The sequence below is a fragment of the Frankia sp. Cppng1_Ct_nod genome (genome assembly GCF_920656135.1).
Taxonomy (GTDB): Bacteria; Actinomycetota; Actinomycetes; order Frankiales; family Frankiaceae; genus Protofrankia; species Protofrankia meridionalis.
In genome coordinates this window covers 116,550-134,536 of record NZ_CAKKTK010000001.1, presented here as the reverse complement: position 1 = coordinate 134,536, position 17,987 = coordinate 116,550, and the positions used below count along the sequence as shown (strand labels likewise).

Below are 17,987 nucleotides of genomic sequence, written 5' to 3'. Positions count from 1 at the left end.
TCAGCCGGCGGATTCTGCGGATTCGGCGGATTCGGCGAGCAGCAGGTCGAGCTGGGGGCCGAAGATGCGCTTGAACAGCCGGCGGCTGCGGGTGCGGTCGAGCATGGCCACCTCAAGGTTCGCCGACGACAGGACGCGGTCGCCGTTGCCCCCGGGAGGTGTGCCGGCCCGCAGCGCGTTCACGGCGACGCGCAGCGCCGCCGCAAGCGGCTGGGAGTCGGCGTGGTGCTCCTTCAGGGACGTACTGACCTGTTCGGACTGCCCTCCGATGGCCACGAAGCCGCGCTCGTCGGCGATCGACCCGTCGTAGGTGAGTCGGTAGATCTGGTCGGACGCGGCCTCCTGCCCGACCTCCGCGACGACGAGTTCCACCTCGTACGGTTTGATGCTGTCGGTGAAGATCGTGCCGAGGGTCTGGGCGTAGAAGTTGGCCAGCGCCCGCCCGGTCACGTCGCGGCGGTCGTACATGTAGCCGCGGACGTCCATCATGCGCACACCGGCGGTCCGCAGGTTCTCGAACTCGTTGTACTTACCGACCGCGGCGAAGGCGACGCGGTCGTAGATTTCACTGATCTTGTGCAGGGTGGACGACGGGTTCTCGGCCACGAACAGGATGCCGTCGGAGTAGCTGCGGACGATGACGCTGCGCCCGCGCGCGATCCCCTTGCGTGCGTATTCGGACCTGTCCCGGACCTGCTGCTCGGGGCTGGCATAGCCGAAGGGCATGGTCACGTCAGCCTCCCGGGTTCGTCATGCGGTCGGCGACGACGGTGTTGACGACGACGCCCACCTCGTCGTCGGTGAATCGACGGAAGCCGTCCTCGGTGACCGAGGCGACCACCGGGTAGATGCGGCGGATGAGGTCGGGGCCGCCGGTAGCCGAGTCGTCGTCGGCGGCGTCGTAGAGCGCGTCAACGCAGACCCGGGTGGCATCCTGCGGGGTGAGGTCCACCCGGACCCGCTTCTTCAACGCACCGCGGGCGAAGACGGAACCGGAACCGATCGCATGGAAACCGGTCTCCTCCGCCCGGGATCCGGTGATGTCGTAGGAGAAGATCCGCCCCTTCCGGGTGTCGGGGTCGTAGCCCGCATACAGCGGGATGACCGCGAGTCCCTGCAGGGCCATGCCGAGGTTGTTTTTGATCATGAATGACAGCCGGTTGGCCTTGGCGTCCAGACTGAGCGTGGAACCCTCGATCTTTTCGTAGTGCTCGAGCTCGACCTGGTAGAGGCGGACGAGGTCCGCGCCGATCCCGGCCGTGCCCGCATACCCGACACAGGAGTACTCGTCGGCGTGGAACACCTTCTCGACGTCGCGTTGCGCGATCACGTTGCCCATGGTCGCGCGACGGTCACCGGCCATGATCACGCCGCCGGGAAACGTCACCGCCACGATCGTCGTGCCGTGAGCCACCTCGGTGACGGCGACCGGCAGACTCTCTCGCGCGCCCGGCAGCAGGTCCGGCGCGGCCGTGGCCAGGAACTCGGTGAACGACGATGTTCCCGGTGTCATGAACACAGACGGTAGACGCCTGGCGACTCCCGCTGGATCAGCCACAAATCCCCCTTCAGATAGTCGATTGCGCGGGCCAGCAGTACCTGGTTGTCGCCGAAGCCGCCGAGACCCACGTTGCAGGTGAAGCACACGATGTCACTTGCGGCATCCGTCGCCGGCGGGAGGGCCATCGTGCCGACGACCTCGGGTGACGGGCCCCACCTACCGTGCCGCCGGCGCGGTCCATGCGGACAGCCGACGCGCTCGGTCGCGCGCTCAGCCGTGATATCGTGCTTCTGGAATTTCGTAAAGGGCTTTCTGATCTCGTGGTCTCCGTGTTCTTCGGAGTCCCCCGAGATAAAGATCATTCTCCCCCTTTTTGTACATAGCCTTTTACGAACTCCTCCGCGTTCTCCTCGAGTACATCGTCGATTTCGTCGAGCAGGGAATCGACGTCCTCGGACAGCTTCTCGTGCCTTTCCTTGAGATCGCTGGCGTTGGACTCGTCGACTTCGACCTCGTCCGTCTGGTCCGTCCGACGGCCCGAGCGCTGCTGACCGCCGCCGGTGTCCTTGGTAGCCATGGGACCCTCCTTCGATCGTCTGGAGCGACACTATCCCCGGGCTCGGACATCCTGAGCCGTTCGCGGTCTCCGCCGTCGACCTCACCTGACGTCGGCGGCCTGGAGGATGCCCGGGCCGTATGAGAGCACCACTCCATCACGATCCGGGCCGTGCGTCGCGGCGTCCGCCCACGGCGCAATGCGTAGCGTCCCCGGCCCCCTCTCCGAGGGCGACCGGGAAGGGGCCGCGGCTCCGGCGGGTCAGCCTCCGGCAAGCGCATCCACGAGGTCGAGAGCGGTCGGGCACCGGGCCAGCAGCTCGCCCACGTGGTCCTTGGTTCCACGCAGCGGCTCCAGGGTGGGCACGCGTTGAAGGGAATCACGCCCCACGTCGAAGATGACCGAATCCCACGAGGCGGCGGCGACCTGCTGCGGGTACAGCGCCAGGCAGCGGCCACGGAAGAACGCCCGGGTGTCATGCGGCGGCTCGGTCATGGCGTCGACCACATCGCCCTCGTCGAGCAGCAGATCGACCCGTCCACGTGCGGCCAGACGGTTGTAGAGGCCCTTGTCCGGCCGCACGTCGGAGTACTGCAGGTCGACGAGTTGGAGGCGGGGGGCATCCCAGCCCATGCCGTCACGCGCCCGGTAGCCCTCCAGAATGGCGAGCTTGGCGACCCAGTCCAGTTCCCGGGAACAGCTCATCGGGTCGTCCTCAAGGCGTACCAGGACGGACTCCCAGCGGGACAGCACGTCCGCGGTCTGGGAGTCCAGATCCGTGCCGAAGCGGTCCTCGACGTACTTGCGGGCCTGCTCCAGGTACTCCATCTGCAGTTGGACGCCGGTCATCTTCCGGCCGTCCCCGAGGGTGAGTAGATGCCGCAGGGACGGGTCGTGGGAGACCGCTCGCAGGCCCGCCACGGGGTTGTCGACGGTCAGGTCGACGTCGAGCCACGAGTCCTCGATCATTGCGAGCACGAGCGAGGTCGTTCCGACCTTGAGATAGGTCGAGATCTCGCTCATGTTCGCGTCGCCGATGATCACGTGAAGTCGGCGGTACTTCTCCGGGTCCGCGTGCGGCTCGTCACGGGTGTTGATGATCGGACGCTTCAGCGTCGTCTCCAGGCCGACCTCGACCTCGAAGAAGTCGGCCCGCTGGCTGAGCTGGAAGCCGGCCTCCCGCCCGTCCACCCCGATGCCGACCCGGCCGGCGCCGCAGACGACCTGCCGGGAGACGAAGAACGGGATGAGATGACGGACGATGTCACCGAACGGCGTGGACCGGGCCATCAGGTAGTTCTCATGGCAGCCGTAGGAGACGCCCTTGTTGTCGGTGTTGTTCTTGTAGAGGTGTACCGGCATCGTGCCCGGGACCGACAGTGCCCGCCTGGCCGCCTCGGCCATCACCCGCTCCCCCGCCTTGTCCCACAGCACCACGTCACGAGGGTTGGTCACCTCGGGGGTGGAGTACTCCGGGTGGGCATGGTCGACGTAGAGGCGCGCGCCGTTGGTGAGGATGACGTTGGCGAGCCCCAGATCGTCCTCGTTGGCGGGCGATGACGGGTCGACCACCGGTTCGCGGGGAAGTTCGAAGCCGCGCGCGTCGCGCAGCGGTGACTCCTCCTCGAAGTCCCACCGGGCACGGCTGCTACCGGTCGCCTGTCGGTTGGCGTAGGAGTTCACCACCAACGACGAGGCAAGCATCTGGTTGGTGGATGGCTGACCGGGCACCGAAACGCCGTACTCGGTCTCGGCTCCCATGATCCGGCGAACGCTCACACTGTCAGCGTAGGTGCTCCGAGCCATCGCCGAGACCTGGACCCGAAGGGTGACTCTTTGTGCTCGCCTTGTAGGCGCCCGGGAGTAGGACACAAAAGCCCGCTATCGACAGCCAACGGATGGACAGCCATCCTGGTCCGTGACCCGAAAAAGATCAATGAACGGCTTTTGAACCACGGTGCGCGATCCGGTGACCGGTGCGCGGCCGGGTTTCACCAGGCTCCGCTCGTGGGCGTCGGTGGGGAGCCGTGGACGCAAGCGGCGGGGATGCAGGGATGATCCCCGGCATCCCCGCCGCTCAGGAAACAGTGCGGGTATCTGAAAATGCGGGTGCCTGTTACAGGTACTGGCCCGTGTTGGCGATCGTGTCGATGGATCGGCCCGCCTCGGTGCCCTTGGTGCCCGTGATGAGCGTACGGATGTAGACGATCCGCTCGCCCTTCTTGCCGGAGATGCGCGCCCAGTCGTCCGGGTTGGTCGTATTGGGCAGGTCCTCGTTCTCCTTGAACTCGTCGATGCAGGCGTTGAGCAGGTGCTGCATCCGCAGCCCCTTGACGCCTCCCTCGATGAGCTCCTTGACGGCCATCTTCTTGGCCCGGGCGACGATGTTCTCGATCATTGCCCCGGAGTTGAAGTCCTTGAAGTACAGGACCTCCTTGTCGCCGTTGGCGTAGGTGACCTCGAGGAAGCGGTTCTCCTCCGTCTCGGCGTACATCCGCTCGACGACCCGTTGGATCATGCCTTGGCAGGTCGCTTCCCGGCTGCTGCCGTGTTCGGCGAGATCTTCCGGATGCAGCGGGAGATCCGGCGTGACGTACTTGGCGAAGATGTCCTTGGCCGCCTCGGCGTCCGGACGTTCGACTTTGATCTTCACGTCCAGCCGGCCCGGCCGCAGGATCGCCGGGTCGATCATGTCCTCGCGGTTGGATGCGCCGATTACGATCACGTTCTCCAACTGCTCGACACCGTCGATCTCACTGAGCAGCTGCGGAACGATCGTGTTCTCGACATCCGAGGACACACCCGAGCCGCGGGTCCGGAAGATCGAGTCCATCTCGTCGAAGAACACGATCACCGGCATGCCCTCGGACGCCTTCTCGCGCGCCCGCTGGAACACCAGTCGGATCTGCCGTTCGGTCTCACCCACGAACTTGTTGAGCAGCTCTGGGCCCTTGATGTTCAGGAAGAACGCCCGTCCACTGCCCTGACCGGTCTGCGCCTCGACCTTCTTCGCGAGCGAGTTCGCCACCGCCTTGGCGATGAGGGTCTTGCCGCAGCCCGGCGGGCCGTAGAGCAGGACGCCCTTCGGGGGCTTCAGCTTGTGCTCGAGGAAGAGCTCCTTGTAGAGGAACGGCAGCTCGACGGCATCGCGGATCGACTCGATCTGACCCTTGAGACCACCGATCTGCTCGTAGCCGATGTCCGGCACCTCTTCGAGGACCAGCTCCTCCACCTCGGACTTGGGGATGCGCTCGAAGGCGTACCCCGACCGGGTCTCGACGAGCAGCGAGTCGCCGGCCCGCAGCCGCCCGTCCAGGAGCGGCTGCGCAAGCATGACCACCCGCTCCTCGTCGGTGTGGCCGATAACCAGCGCCCGGTCACCACTCTCAAGGACCTCCTTGAGCAGGACGATCTCACCGTGACGTTCGAACGCCCGTGCATCGACGACGTTGAGCGCCTCGTTGAGCATGACCTCCTGCCCGGGACTCAGATCGCCGATGCCGACATTCGGCGACACCGTCACCCGCAGCTTGCGCCCCTGGGTGAACACGTCGACCGTGCCGTCGTCGTACGACCCGATGAAGATCCCATAACCGCTGGGTGGCTGGGCGAGTCGGTCGACCTCCTCCTTCAGTGCGATGATCTGATCTCGAGCCTCGCGCAACGTGGCCACGAGCTTGTCGTTCTGCCCGCCGACACCGGCGAGTTCCGCCTGCACCTCGGCCAGTCGCTCCTCGAGAACACGGACCTGCCGCGGGGACTCGTTGAGCCTCCGCCGCAGCATCGCCACCTCCTCCTCGAGGAAGGCGACCTGAGTTGTGAGCTCGTGCACTTCCTTCTCGTATGCCGAAGCTCGTGAATCTCCATCACCTGGACGACCCGAACTCCCACCGGAGCCAGAGTCCGAACGGGGACCGGACACCGCGCCTCCACCTCCCCCGTGCTGACCGGGACGCACCCAACACTACCGTTGTGACCGCCGCTGGCACGCCTGTCTGACGACTACGGGCCTGCTTTGCCGTAAACAGCGAGTTACGGTGCCATGGTGACAGAAGATCGGAGCTCTGTGGCAACGCCAACGAACCTCACTGAACCCTCGACGTTGCGAGTACACGTCGACCAGAATTCCTGTACGGGTGACGGACTGTGCGTCCAGCTCGCTCCGAGCGTGTTCGAGTTTGATGTTGACGGTCTGGCATACGTCAAGGGTGCGGACGGTGAACTGCGTACAAAGCCGGGCGAGTCGGTCCTGGTGCCACTGCTCCTGGTGGGCGACGTGGTGGCCGCCGCCGACGACTGCCCGGGCGACTGCATCTACGTCGAGCGCCCCGACGGGACCCTTGAGGCCGGCCCGGGCTCCTGAGCCCATCCGGGTGTCAGGAATCCGACGGCAGGTCCGACGGCGGGGGAGCCTTCTCGGTCTCCTCGGGACGGGCTCCCTTGGCCGGCCGGCGCCGCCGCGGCGGCGGGGTGACCCCGTCGGCGAGCCGTCGGGCCGTCACGAGGAAACCGGTGTGTCCGACCATCCGATGGTCGGGACGTACGGCCAGCCCGTCCACATGCCAGGTACGCATCATCGACTCCCACGCGGCAGGCTCGGCGAACGTGCCGTACTCCCGCAGCGCCTCGACGACACGTCCCAGCTGGGTGGTGGTGGCCACATAAGCGCAGACGACCCCACCCGGGACCAGCGCGGCGCTCACCACGTCCAGCACCTCCCACGGCGCCAGCATGTCCAGCACCACCCGGTCCATGTCGCGTTCGGTCGCGTCGGCGAGATCGCCCACCCGCAGGGTGTGAGCGGGATGCGGCCCGCCGAAGAACACCTCGATGTTCCTGCGGGCGATCTCGGCGAAGTCGGGCCGGCGTTCGTAGGAGACCAGCTGCCCATGGTCCCCGACGGCGCGCAGCAACGAGCACGACAGCGCCCCCGAGCCAACTCCGGCCTCCAGCACGCGCGCACCGGGGAAGATGTCGGCATAGGCCACGATCTGCGCCGAGTCCTTGGGGTAGACCACGGCGGCACCGCGCGGCATCGACAGTACGAAATCGGTCAACAGGGGACGCAGCGCCAGGTACGGCGTCCCACCGGTACTCGTGACGACCACACCCTCGGCGCGGCCGATCAGATCGTCGTGTTCGATGGCGCCGGAGTGGGTGTGGAACTGCCGGCCCGGTTCCAGCAGCACGGTGTGCCGCCGTCCCTTGGGATCGGTCAGTTGGACCCGGTCGCCTTTGGTGAGCGCGCCATGACGGTGCGCCGTACCTGTCGGTGGCCGGTTCACCGCTGGGCCGCCGTCCCGGCGATGCCGCCCGGATCGATACGGGCGACCAGGTCGACCGTGGCAAGGACGCCGACGGGCCGTCCCGCCTGCGTCACCAGGTACTCGGACGCGGGTGTGCTGCGCACCGCTGCCAACAGGTCCTCGCCTTCCAGTTCCGCTGCCAGCACCATGCCGGGGGAGATCGTGCGACTCACCTCGTCCACGGTCATCCACGGCCGGCGGTGTTCGGGCAGGGCGTCCACCGCCGAGCCGTTCATGACCTTAAGGGGTGTGCCGTCCCGGTCGACAACGGCCACCGCCGTCGCCCCGGACTCCCGCGCGCGCCGGAGCACCTCGGCGAGTGGGACGCCGCCCTCCACCGGCAGCGTGCGGCGCGCCAGCCGGCCCGCGGACAGGCCCGGCAGGCGTGACCGGATCCGGGTCTGGTGCAGCAGCTGGTTCGCCCCGACGGCGATGAACACGGCGAGCCCCAACAGCCACAGACCGCCGAACCGGCTGCCCGGTGCCAGCACGGCCCACAGTGCCCACAGGGCCAACGCGGCGGCGACGGCGAAACCGCCGTACGCTCCGGCCCGGATGCCGCGCAGCCGGTCCCCGCTGGCGCCCCAGACGGCGGCCACGACAAGGCGGCCGCCGTCGAGTGGAAGGCCGGGTGCCAGGTTGAACACGCAGAGGGCCAGATTCATCATGGTGAGGTCGAGGATGACGATGCCGGGCTGCGTGTAACCGTCCACGACGGTCATCAGGGCGAAGCCCGCACCCGCGAGAAGCCCGTTGACGGCCGGGCCGGCGACGGCTACCAGGAACTCGCGTGCCGGGGTCTGCGGCTCGGGTTCGATCTCGGTGAACCCGGCGAACCCGTGGACGGTCACCGCGTGCACGCCGAGGCCGAACCCGAGGGCCGTCAGACAGTGGCCGATCTCGTGCGCGACGAGGGACGCGACGAATCCGGCCGCGGTGATGGCGGCCAGCAGGTACAACCGGTTGTCGGCCACGCCAGGCAGCCGGTCGCGGTTGGGGCTGATCAGCAACGAACCGATGATGACGGCGAAGACAAGGGCCAGTGGGGAGAGATAGACCGGGACGCCGCGTACCCGCCCGATCAGCATGCCGGGCGCGCGACGACCAGGGTCGCCTCCACCACCCCCCGTTCGGGTGGAGCCGTCACGTCGGACGTTGTGAGGCTGATCGGCCATATCTGCGATGCTACGGATTCCCCGGGGCGGGGGGCACGCCCCGCATCCGGTGAACCCCGGCGGTGCGATGATCGTTGTTTCACGCCGCCGGAGGTCTGCGGCCGTTACTGTCGGACCAGGCGCCTATGGTCCGAAGGCATGAACCCATCCGTGGTCGAAGTCCCCGCACCCGGTGGGGACGCCCCGCATCCCGCGGGCGGCGTCCGCATCGTCGGGTCGTTGTCGCCGTCGCGGGCGGGCGACTTCATGAACTGTCCGCTGCGTTACCGCTTTCGGGTGATCGACCGGCTGCCCGAGCCGCCGAGTTCGGCCGCGGTTCGCGGGACGGTCGTCCATACCGTTCTGGAACGCCTGTTCGATCATCCGCCGCCGGAGCGCACCATCGCCCTCGCCGAGGCTCTGGTGGAGCCGGCCTGGCGTGACCTGCTCGGCCGCGAACCGGAACTGGCTCAGCTGTTCGCGGACGACGACGAACGGGGCGCATGGCTGGAATCGGCCCGTCCGCTGCTGGCCGGCTACTTCAGCCTGGAGGATCCGGCTCGTCTCGCGCCGTCCGCCCGTGAGCTGTATGTCGAGCATGTGCTCGCGTCCGGGGTCCGGCTGCGTGGGTACATCGACCGTCTCGACGAGGCATCGACCGATGACGGGGTGGCGTTGCGGGTCGTCGATTACAAGACCGGACGCGCCCCGGGGCAGGCGTTCGAGGGCTCGGCGCTGTTCCAGATGAAGTTCTATGCCTACCTGGTCTGGCGGATTCGTGGTGTGGTGCCCCGCGAGCTGCGGCTCTACTACCTCGCGGACCGGACCTGGCTGCGGGTCGTGCCCGACGAGGCGGACCTGCGGGCAACCGAACGGAAGATCGACGCCTTGTGGTCGGCCATCAGCCGGGCTCGACGCACGGGTGACTGGCGTGCGACCCCGAGCAGATTGTGTGACTGGTGCGACCACAAGATCCGCTGCCCGGCGTTCGGTGGCACGCCACCGCCGCTGCCGGTAACCGATGGTGTGGACGTGGCGGCGACTGATTCAGTACCGGCAGTGTGCGAGGCGGAAGGCTGACCGCACCGGTCGATACGGGTTGACCGCCCGGCTCCGGATCGAACGCCCTTCGGGGAACGCCTCGATTTTCTGACATGTATTGGACAGGTATGGGGATCGAACCCGTGCTCGAGCGACGTTAAGAAGGCCGAGGACGGACGGCGCAGGTCAAGGATGAGAGAGTACGGGCACGCCCACGATTTTCCTGTCGGGCAGGCGGTCCGCGGATGTCGGTGACGATCCGCCGGACAGCCTCGTTCGCCGCGAATCGCACACTTCGTGAACCGACCGGACAGACGATGCGAACATGTCCTCCCGAGAGGAGCTTCTTCCATGAGCCGAGCGGGCCGGGCCTCCGGCGTCGATCCCCACGTCCGGCCGGTCGCATCCGTGGATTCGCCCTACGGTCCGGACGGCCGGGCGTCAACCAAGGTTCCCGCAGCGCGGGCCGAACGGTTGACCAAGGTCTACGGATCGGGGCAGACGGCGGTCACCGCGTTGCACGACATCGATGTCTCGTTTCCCCGCGGGCGCTTTACCGCGATCATGGGCCCTTCGGGATCGGGAAAGTCGACGTTGATGCACTGCCTGGCCGGTCTGGACACGGTAACCCATGGTCGGGTCTTTATCGGTGACGTGGATCTGTCCCGGTTGTCGGACAGGCAGCTCACCCAGTTGCGTCGTGACCGCATCGGCTTCGTGTTCCAGCAGTTCAACCTGCTGCCCACGTTGACCGCCGCCGAGAACATCACGCTTCCCCTGGACATCGCCGGACGCAAGCCGGACCACGACTGGATGCGCGCGGTGATCGAAGCCGTCGGGCTCTCGTCACGGCTCAGGCACCGCCCGACCGAACTGTCCGGTGGTCAGCAGCAGCGGGTGGCATGCGCCCGGGCGCTGGTCACCCGGCCGGACATCGTTTTTGCGGACGAACCGACCGGCAACCTCGATTCCAAATCCGGAACCGAAGTGCTGTCGTTCCTGGCCCGGTCGGTTCGGGAACTCGACCAGACCGTTGTGATGGTCACCCACGATCCGACCGCGGCGTCCTTCTCCGACGAGGTCGTCTTCCTCGCCGACGGCAGGCTCGTCGACTCGATGCCGAACCCGACGGCCGAGAGGGTGCTGGACCGGATGAAATATCTCGACCAACTTCAGCAGGCGACAGAAGAGGACGAGGACGAGTTGTCGGACGGGTTCGACCCACGACCGAGTCGGGACGACAACCCGAATTATGATCACGAGGATGGGGACTACCGGTCCGACCACGATCAACGTGGGTACGGATCCGCCGACTACGGACCTTCCGGCCGGGCGTGACAGATGCTGCACACCACCCTGCGAAACCTGTTCGCACGGAAGATCCGGTTGCTGCTGTCCGCGCTGGCGGTCGTGGTCGGAGTCAGCTTCGTCACCGGCACGCTCGTTCTCACCGACACCCTCAACCGGACGTTCGACACACTGTTTGCCAACATCACCAAGAATGTCAGCGTATCGGTTCGTGCTATCAACGCCGTCGACGACGGCTCCGGCGGGAACAGCCCCGGCCGGCCTGTTCCCGCGTCCCTGCTGGACTCGGTCAAGGGCGTACCCGGCGTCCGGGCGGCTGTCGGCAAGGTCGACGGAACGGCTGTTTTCGTCAACCCCCGTACCGGCAAGGTTCTTGACACCGGTGGCGCGCCAGGAATCGGCACCAGCTGGGACGGTGGTACTCCGGTGTCCGCGGTTGGGATCGCCACCGGCCGGGCGCCGCAGGGCTCGGAAATCGTCGTCGACAAGGGCAGCGCAGACAAGGCGAACCTGCTGATCGGCGACCGGGTGACGGTGCTGACCAAGGGCGCACCCGCCGTCTACACCCTGGTCGGGACGTTTCGACTGGCCGGGCAGGACAGTGTCGGGGGTGTCACGGTGATCGCTTTCGACACCGCCACCGCGCAGCGGGTCCTGCTCGCCCCGGGCCAGTTCACCTCGATCAAAATCGCCGCCGCCGACGGACTATCCCAGACCGAGCTTCGCGACCGGGTCGCGGGGGTGCTGCCCGCGGGCGTCGAGGCGATCACAGGAAAACAGCTGGCCGACGAGAACGCGAACGCGGTACAGAAGGCCATCGGCGGCTTCTCCACGTTCCTGCTGGTCTTCGCGGGGATCTCGGTCTTCGTGGGTGCCTTCATCATCTTCAACACCTTCACGATGCTGGTGGCCCAGCGGGTCCGAGAGCTTGCACTGTTGCGGGCGCTGGGCGCCAGCCGACGTCAGGTGCAGCTTTCGGTCCAGCTTGAAGCGTGCATCGTCGGGTTCGTCGGCGCGACGGTCGGGCTGGTGCTCGGCGCGGCGCTGGCCCTCCTGCTGCGAGTGGTGGTCACGGCGATCGGGGTGTCGCTACCCGGCGGGGGGTTGGTTTTCCAACCCCGAACGATCATCGTCGCCTACGCTGTCGGGGTCGTCATCACAGCGGTCGCCGCCTTCATCCCGGCGCGCAAGGCCGCGTCGGTCCCACCGGTGGCGGCGATGCGCGAAACCTTCGTCCTGCCCACGCGTTCCCTGCGTACCCGCGGGATCGCCGGTGGCGCTCTGACCGTCATCGGCGCGCTTCTCCTCGTATACGGGCTGACCACCGTCACCGGGAAGTCCGGGGCGGCGGTGGTCGGCATCGGCGCCGGGCTGTGCTTCCTCGGTATCGCCACCCTCTCCCCGCTGCTCGCGAGGCCTGTCACCAGGTTCATCGGCAGTCCGCTTCCGATTCTGTTCGGCGCCACCGGCCGCCTCGGACGAGAGAACGCGATGCGTAACCCGCGCCGAAGCGCCTCGACAGCGTCCGCGCTGATGATCGGCCTTGCGCTGGTCAGCGCGTTCTCGGTGCTCGGTGCGTCGATCAAGCAATCGGTCAAGGAGACCGTCAGGAACAGTCTCGGTGCGGACTTCTACCTGTCCGGGTCCGGCTTCGGTCAGGGGTTCAGCCCCGAAATAGCCCGGTCCCTGCAGGGCAAGCCGGGTATCGACCTGGTCACGGGCCTGCGGTCGGACATCGCCGAGGTCAAGGGGAAGAAGGGAACCCTGCTGGCAGGTGACCCGGTTGCCCTGCCACAGCTGCTCGCCCTGCAACAGATGAACGGGGATCTCGGCAAGCTCGGCAACGGAACAATCATCATGGACAGCGACACGGTGACGGCTGAGGGGCTTGTCGTCGGTCAACAGGTTCCAGTGGTCTTCCCGGACGGCCCGACCACACTCACCCTCGCCGGGACATACAAGAAAAGCCAGGTAGCCGGCAAGTACCTCGTCTCCCTGAGCGAATTCAGCCGGCATTACAACTCCGGCCTCGACATGTTCGTCATGGTCAGGACCGCTCCGAATGCGGATCTTTCCCAGGTCCGGAAGGAGATCGATTCTGTCGCCCAGGCGTATCCGAACGTGCAGGTGCGCGACCAGTCCCAGTTCGTCCGCCAGCAGGAGAAGCAGGTCGACCAGCTACTGGGCTTCGTCTATGTGTTGCTGGCGCTGGCCGTCGTCATCGCGCTGTTCGGGATCGTCAACACGTTGGCTCTCTCCGTGATCGAACGGACGCGGGAGATCGGTCTGCTGCGCGCCGTCGGCATGAGCAGGCGTCAGCTACGTCGGATGGTCCGGCTTGAGGCGGTCGTGATCGCGGTGTTCGGAGCGGTTCTCGGAGTCGTCGTCGGCAGCTTCTTCGGATGGGCGTTGACGCTTGCTCTCAAGGAACAGGGCATCAACTCGTTCGCCTATCCGGTCGGGACGGTCATCGTCGTTGTGATCGTAGGTGCCCTTCTCGGCGTCCTGGCCGCGATCTTCCCGGCCCGGCGGGCGGCGAGGATGGATATCCTGCGGGCGATCGCGACGACCTGAACCCGACTCGGGCTGACCAGTCATCAGCTGGCCATGTCCCTATCCGACCATGTCCCGGATAGGGACCGTGTCCCTATCCGACCGTGTCCCGGGGCGCGACGGCGTCCCGGGGCTGGGTAACCAGTTCGTCCAGCAGGCTGAGGGTCACCTCGTGCAGGCTCGACAGCACCCTCGCCCGCGTAGCGGCCGAGGAGACCATGGCGGCAGGGAACGACGGGATGAGGATCGTCGCACAGCCCGCATCGAGACCCGCCCGCGCTCCCGCCTCGCTGTCCTCAAGCACGACGCACCGGGCTGGGTCGACCCCGAGCAGCTTCGCGGCGGTGAGGTACGGCTCCGGGTGGGGCTTGCGCAGTGAGACCTCGTCCCCGGCCACCGTCACCGTGAACCGGTCACGGCCGATCGCGACCAGGACGGGATCCATCAGCATGCGGAACGACGACGACACCAGGGCGGTCGGGATCCCGGCGGCGGCCACCGCGTCCAGCAGTGCGACGGCTCCCGGCATCGGGACGATCCGTTCGGGTTCACCGAACAGCTCGGCTGTCCGTGTGAGCAGGAACCAACCGGCGGCGTGCGGGTCGGCGTCGGGTACCCCGAGCATCGACAGCATGAGCGGCAGGGCCGTGTCGATGCCATGGCCGATCATCGCGGCCTTGATGTCAGGGGTGAACCGGGAGCCGAGACTTGCCGCCAGCTCGTGCTCGGCCACGGTCCACAGCGGTTCCGTGTCGACCAGCAGCCCGTCCATGTCGAACAGGACCGCCGCGACACCGTCATCAAGGCTCACCGGACCTGAATATCAGGTCGCATCAGGTCGCGAAGTACTTTGCCTCGGGATGATGCGCAATTATCTCCGAGGTGGACTGTTCCGGGACGAGCTGGAACTCCTCGGACAGCTCCACCCCGACCCGCTCGGGACGCAGCAGTTCGAACACCTGGACCTGCTGCTCCAGGTCGGGGCAGGCCGGGTAGCCGAAGGAGTAGCGCGACCCCCGGTAGCCCTGGCCGAAGACCTCGTCGAGCTCGCCCGCGTCGGTGGCGGCGGCAGCCGTGCCATCGGGCAGCACCAGCTCGGAGCGGATGCGCTTGTGCCAGTACTCGGTGAGCGCCTCAGTGAGCTGGACCGACAGCCCGTGCAGTTCCAGGTACTCCCGGTAGGAGTTGGCGGCGAACAGTTCGGCCGTGACCTCGCTGATCCGCCGGCCCATCGTCACGATCATGAAGGGGGCGACGTCGACCTCACCGGACTCCTCCGAACGATAGAAGTCGGCCAGGCACAGCCGGCGGTCGCGGCGCTGACGGGGGAAGGTGAAGCGGACCCGCTCCGCTCCGCTGCCGGACAGGACGATCAGGTCCTCGCCCTTGCTGACGCAGGGGAAGTAGCCGTAGACGACGGCGGCCTCCAGCATCCGTTCGGAGGCGATGCGGTCCAGCCACATACGCAGCCGGGGACGGCCCTCGGTCTCCACCAGCTCCTCATACGACGGCCCCTCACCGCCGCGGGCGCCGCGCAGCCCCCACTGGCCGAGAAACGTCGCACGTTCGTCCAGGAAGGCGGCGTAGTCGGCGAGCGGGATGCCCTTGACGATCCGGTCCCCCCAGAACGGCGGGACCGGCACGGGGTTGTCAGCGGCCACGTCCGAACGCGGCGGCAGCTCCCGCGCGGGCTCGTCGGCCCGAGCCTCGGCCCGGGCGGCGACTATCCGGTCGGTGCGCGCACGGCGGGCGCGGCGCTGCGCGGCGCCCGGGTCGTCCGCGAGCGGCGGCGCCTCACCCCGCTTGGCCGCCATGACCGCGTCCATGAGCGAGAGCCCTTCGAATGCGTCGCGCGCGTAGCGCACGTCACCCTCATACAGCTCCGCGAGGTCCCGTTCGACGTAGGCCCGGGTGAGCGCTGCACCGCCGAGCAGCACCGGCCAGGTGGCGGCCACCCCGCGGGTGTTCATCTCCGCGAGGTTCTCCTTCATGATCACGGTCGACTTGACCAACAGCCCGGACATGCCGATCGCGTCGGCGTCGTGCTCGGCCGCGGCGTCCAGGATCGTGGTGATCGGCTGCTTGATCCCGAGGTTGACGACGGTGTAGCCGTTGTTCGACAGGATGATGTCGACAAGGTTCTTGCCGATGTCGTGGACGTCGCCCTTGACCGTGGCCAGCACCAGCGTGCCCTTGCCACGGGTGTCGGACTTCTCCATGTGCGGCTCGAGGTAGGCGACCGCGGCCTTCATGACCTCGGCTGACTGCAGGACGAACGGCAGCTGCATCTGCCCGGAGCCGAACAGGTCACCGACGGTCTTCATGCCGTCGAGGAGGGTGTCGTTGATGATCGCCAGCGGGTCGCGGGACCGCATCGCCTCGTCGAGGTCGGCCTCCAGACCGGTCCGCTCGCCGTCGATGATCCGACGCCTGAGTCGCTCGTCGAGGGGCAGCGCGGCCAGTTCCTGCGCCCGGGTCGGCCCGTCGCTACCGCCCTCCACTCCCTCGAACAGATCCAGGAACCGGGTCAGCGGATCGTAGCCGTCCCGGCGGCGGTCGTGAACGAGGTCGAGGGCGACCTCACGCTGCTCGTCCGGAATGCGCGACATCGGCAGGATCTTGGAGGCATGCACGATGGCCGCGTCCAGGCCCGCCTGGACGCATTCGGCCAGGAACACCGAGTTGAGCACCACCCGGGCGGCCGGCTTCAGGCCGAAGGAGATGTTGGACAGTCCGAGGACGGTCGAGACGTCGGGGTGCCGGCGTTTGATCTCACGGATCGCCTCGATGGTGGCGGCCCCGTCGCCGCGGGACTCCTCCTGCCCGGTGCCGAGGGTGAAGGTCAGGGCGTCGATGAGGATGTCGGACTCGCGCATCCCCCACTGCCCGGTCAGGTAGGTGATCAGCCGTTCCGCGACCCGCACCTTCCACTCGACGGTGCGGGCCTGGCCCTCCTCGTCGATGCACAGCGCGACGACGGCCGCGCCATGCTCACGGATGATCGGCATGACCGTCGCGATGCGGGACCCGGGGCCGTCCCCGTCCTCGAAGTTGACCGAGTTCACCACCGAGCGTCCACCGAGGCATTCCAGACCCGCCTCGATGACCGGGGGTTCGGTGGAGTCGAGCATCACCGGCAGTGTGGACGCGGTCGCATAACGGCCGGTGACCTCACGCATGTCCACGGTGCCGTCCCGGCCGACGTAGTCCACGCATACGTCGATCATGTGCGCACCTTCGCGGGTGGCGGTGCGGGCGATCTCGACAACATCGTCCCAACGGCTGTCGATCAGTGCCTCGCGAAACGCCTTCGACCCGTTGGTGTTGGTGCGCTCCCCCACCATCAGCACCGAGTTGTCCTGCCGGAACGGTACGGACTGGTACAGCGACGCGGCGGCCGGCTCTGCGTCCGGCCGCCGTGCCGTGACAGCGCGCCCTCCGACCCGCTCGACGACCTGGCGCAGGTGCTCGGGGGTGGTTCCGCAGCAACCGCCGACCAGCATCGCGCCGTAGTCGCGGGTGAAGGCGTCCTGCGCGTCCGCGAGTTCCGCCGGGGTCAGCGGGTAGGTGGCGCCGTCCCGGTCGAGCACGGGCAGGCCGGCGTTCGGCATGACGGACAGTCCGACGTGGGCATGCCGGGACAGGTAACGCAGGTGCTCGCTCATCTCGGTGGGCCCGGTCGCGCAGTTCAGGCCGATCAGGTCGATCCCGAGCGGTTCCAGCGCCGTGAGCGCGGCGGCGATCTCCGTGCCGAGCAGCATCGTCCCGGTCAGTTCCACGGTGACCTGCGCGATGAGGGCAACCCGGCGTCCGGCGGCGGCCATCGCCCGGCGCGCTCCGATGATCGCGGCCTTGGCCTGCAGAAGGTCCTGCGCCGTCTCGATGAGGACGGCGTCGACGCCGCCGGCGAGCAGCCCGGCGACCTGGAGTTGGTAGGCGTCCCGCAACGGCGGGTAGGTGATATGGCCGAGGGTCGGCAGCTTCGTGCCAGGACCCACCGAGCCGAGGACGAAACGGGGTTGATCAGAAGTGCTCCAGAAGTCGGCAGCCTCACGGGCTATCCGGGCACCCGCCTCGGCCAGTTCCCCGATACGGTCGGCGATGCCGTACTCTCCGAGATTGGCGAGGTTGGTCCCGAACGTGTTCGTCTCGACTGCGTCACATCCGACAGCGAAGTAGGCGTCGTGTACACCCCGCACCACGTCTGGACGGGTCGCGTTCAGAATCTCGTTGCAGCCTTCGTGACCCTCGAAGTCGTCGAGGGTCAGCTCAGCGGCCTGCAGCATGGTTCCCATCGCGCCGTCGGCCACCAGGACGCGCTCGGCCAGCACGGCCAGCAGATCTTCTCGCACGGGGGAAGCGTACCGGTAGCGTCACAGTCAACTGTGATACCAGTTGGTGATCGTGGCCGGTTCTGTCGGTATTACGGATTGAATGTCCGCCGGAATTTCCGTGCGACACCCGGCAGACTGGGTCAGGCCGGGCCGGTCTCACCGTGCTTCTCCGAGCGCGGGCGACGAGGATCCACCGGCACGCATCAGCGTAGGACGTACCGTTGCACTGTCACG

At 67.4% G+C, this 17,987-nt stretch carries 14 protein-coding genes; 4 read left to right on the top strand and 10 right to left on the bottom strand.

What is annotated here, in order from left to right:
• The 6 genes from prcA to arc all read right to left on the bottom strand — a co-directional run bounded on the left by prcA (position 1) and on the right by arc (position 5,979).
• Positions 1-732 (bottom strand): proteasome subunit alpha, encoded by a 732-nt coding sequence (prcA, locus tag NBW77_RS00615; RefSeq protein WP_131746842.1) that lies wholly within the window; start codon positions 730-732, stop codon positions 1-3.
• A gap of 1 nt (position 733) precedes the next feature.
• Positions 734-1,558 carry a proteasome subunit beta gene (gene prcB / locus NBW77_RS00610; RefSeq protein WP_175324708.1) on the bottom strand — a complete coding sequence of 275 codons (825 nt, stop codon included), beginning with the start codon at positions 1,556-1,558 and terminating at the stop codon, positions 734-736.
• Complete coding sequence (locus tag NBW77_RS00605; protein ID WP_165486089.1) at positions 1,510-1,686, bottom strand: hypothetical protein; 177 nt, start codon at positions 1,684-1,686, stop codon at positions 1,510-1,512. Before NBW77_RS00605 ends, prcB begins: the two co-directional genes overlap by 49 nt.
• A 173-nt stretch (positions 1,687-1,859) precedes the next feature.
• The gene (locus tag NBW77_RS00600) at positions 1,860-2,078 is read right to left on the bottom strand and encodes a ubiquitin-like protein Pup (protein ID WP_131746840.1); all 219 of its coding nucleotides are present in this window, start codon (positions 2,076-2,078) and stop codon (positions 1,860-1,862) included.
• Between the two features lie 240 nt (positions 2,079-2,318).
• The gene (gene dop / locus NBW77_RS00595) at positions 2,319-3,836 is read right to left on the bottom strand and encodes a depupylase/deamidase Dop (RefSeq protein WP_349816933.1); all 1,518 of its coding nucleotides are present in this window, start codon (positions 3,834-3,836) and stop codon (positions 2,319-2,321) included.
• Positions 3,837-4,173: 337 nt separating this feature from the next.
• A complete protein-coding gene (arc, locus tag NBW77_RS00590) occupies positions 4,174-5,979 on the bottom strand; it encodes a proteasome ATPase (RefSeq protein WP_131746839.1) in 1,806 nt (601 codons plus the stop codon).
• Positions 5,980-6,123: 144 nt separating this feature from the next.
• Between arc and NBW77_RS00585 the strand changes: the two genes are divergently transcribed.
• Positions 6,124-6,420, top strand: a complete 297-nt coding sequence (locus tag NBW77_RS00585) for a ferredoxin (RefSeq protein WP_502799407.1) — start codon at positions 6,124-6,126, stop codon at positions 6,418-6,420.
• Positions 6,421-6,433: 13 nt separating this feature from the next.
• Here NBW77_RS00585 and NBW77_RS00580 read toward each other — a convergent pair whose 3' ends face one another.
• Positions 6,434-7,342, bottom strand: coding sequence for a tRNA (adenine-N1)-methyltransferase (locus tag NBW77_RS00580; protein ID WP_250279125.1), 909 nt, complete (start codon positions 7,340-7,342; stop codon positions 6,434-6,436).
• On the bottom strand, positions 7,339-8,538 hold the full coding sequence (locus NBW77_RS00575) for a site-2 protease family protein (protein ID WP_242605839.1): 1,200 nt from the start codon (positions 8,536-8,538) through the stop codon (positions 7,339-7,341). Before NBW77_RS00575 ends, NBW77_RS00580 begins: the two co-directional genes overlap by 4 nt.
• A gap of 138 nt (positions 8,539-8,676) precedes the next feature.
• On the opposite strand from NBW77_RS00575, the gene NBW77_RS00570 reads away from it, so the two are divergent.
• The 3 genes from NBW77_RS00570 to NBW77_RS00560 all read left to right on the top strand — a co-directional run bounded on the left by NBW77_RS00570 (position 8,677) and on the right by NBW77_RS00560 (position 13,440).
• Complete coding sequence (locus NBW77_RS00570) at positions 8,677-9,597, top strand: RecB family exonuclease (RefSeq protein WP_250279124.1); 921 nt, start codon at positions 8,677-8,679, stop codon at positions 9,595-9,597.
• Between the two features lie 312 nt (positions 9,598-9,909).
• Positions 9,910-10,896, top strand: coding sequence for an ABC transporter ATP-binding protein (locus NBW77_RS00565; protein ID WP_131746838.1), 987 nt, complete (start codon positions 9,910-9,912; stop codon positions 10,894-10,896).
• 3 nt (positions 10,897-10,899) lie between these two features.
• Complete coding sequence (locus NBW77_RS00560; protein WP_131746837.1) at positions 10,900-13,440, top strand: ABC transporter permease; 2,541 nt, start codon at positions 10,900-10,902, stop codon at positions 13,438-13,440.
• Between the two features lie 73 nt (positions 13,441-13,513).
• Here the strand turns inward: NBW77_RS00560 and NBW77_RS00555 are convergent, their stop codons facing one another.
• Complete coding sequence (locus tag NBW77_RS00555; RefSeq protein ID WP_284346865.1) at positions 13,514-14,230, bottom strand: HAD family hydrolase; 717 nt, start codon at positions 14,228-14,230, stop codon at positions 13,514-13,516.
• A gap of 22 nt (positions 14,231-14,252) precedes the next feature.
• On the bottom strand, positions 14,253-17,771 hold the full coding sequence (metH, locus tag NBW77_RS00550; RefSeq protein ID WP_131746836.1) for a methionine synthase: 3,519 nt from the start codon (positions 17,769-17,771) through the stop codon (positions 14,253-14,255).
• Positions 17,772-17,987 lie beyond the last annotated feature (216 nt).

Coding starts and splice junctions, on each gene's coding strand:
- NBW77_RS00605 (WP_165486089.1), bottom strand. CDS start 1,686: ATGGCCCTCCCGCCGGCGACGGATGCCGCAAGTGACATCGTGTGCTTC.
- NBW77_RS00600 (WP_131746840.1), bottom strand. CDS start 2,078: ATGGCTACCAAGGACACCGGCGGCGGTCAGCAGCGCTCGGGCCGTCGG.
- NBW77_RS00575 (WP_242605839.1), bottom strand. CDS start 8,538: ATGGCCGATCAGCCTCACAACGTCCGACGTGACGGCTCCACCCGAACG.
- NBW77_RS00570 (WP_250279124.1), top strand. CDS start 8,677: ATGAACCCATCCGTGGTCGAAGTCCCCGCACCCGGTGGGGACGCCCCG.
- NBW77_RS00565 (WP_131746838.1), top strand. CDS start 9,910: ATGAGCCGAGCGGGCCGGGCCTCCGGCGTCGATCCCCACGTCCGGCCG.
- NBW77_RS00560 (WP_131746837.1), top strand. CDS start 10,900: ATGCTGCACACCACCCTGCGAAACCTGTTCGCACGGAAGATCCGGTTG.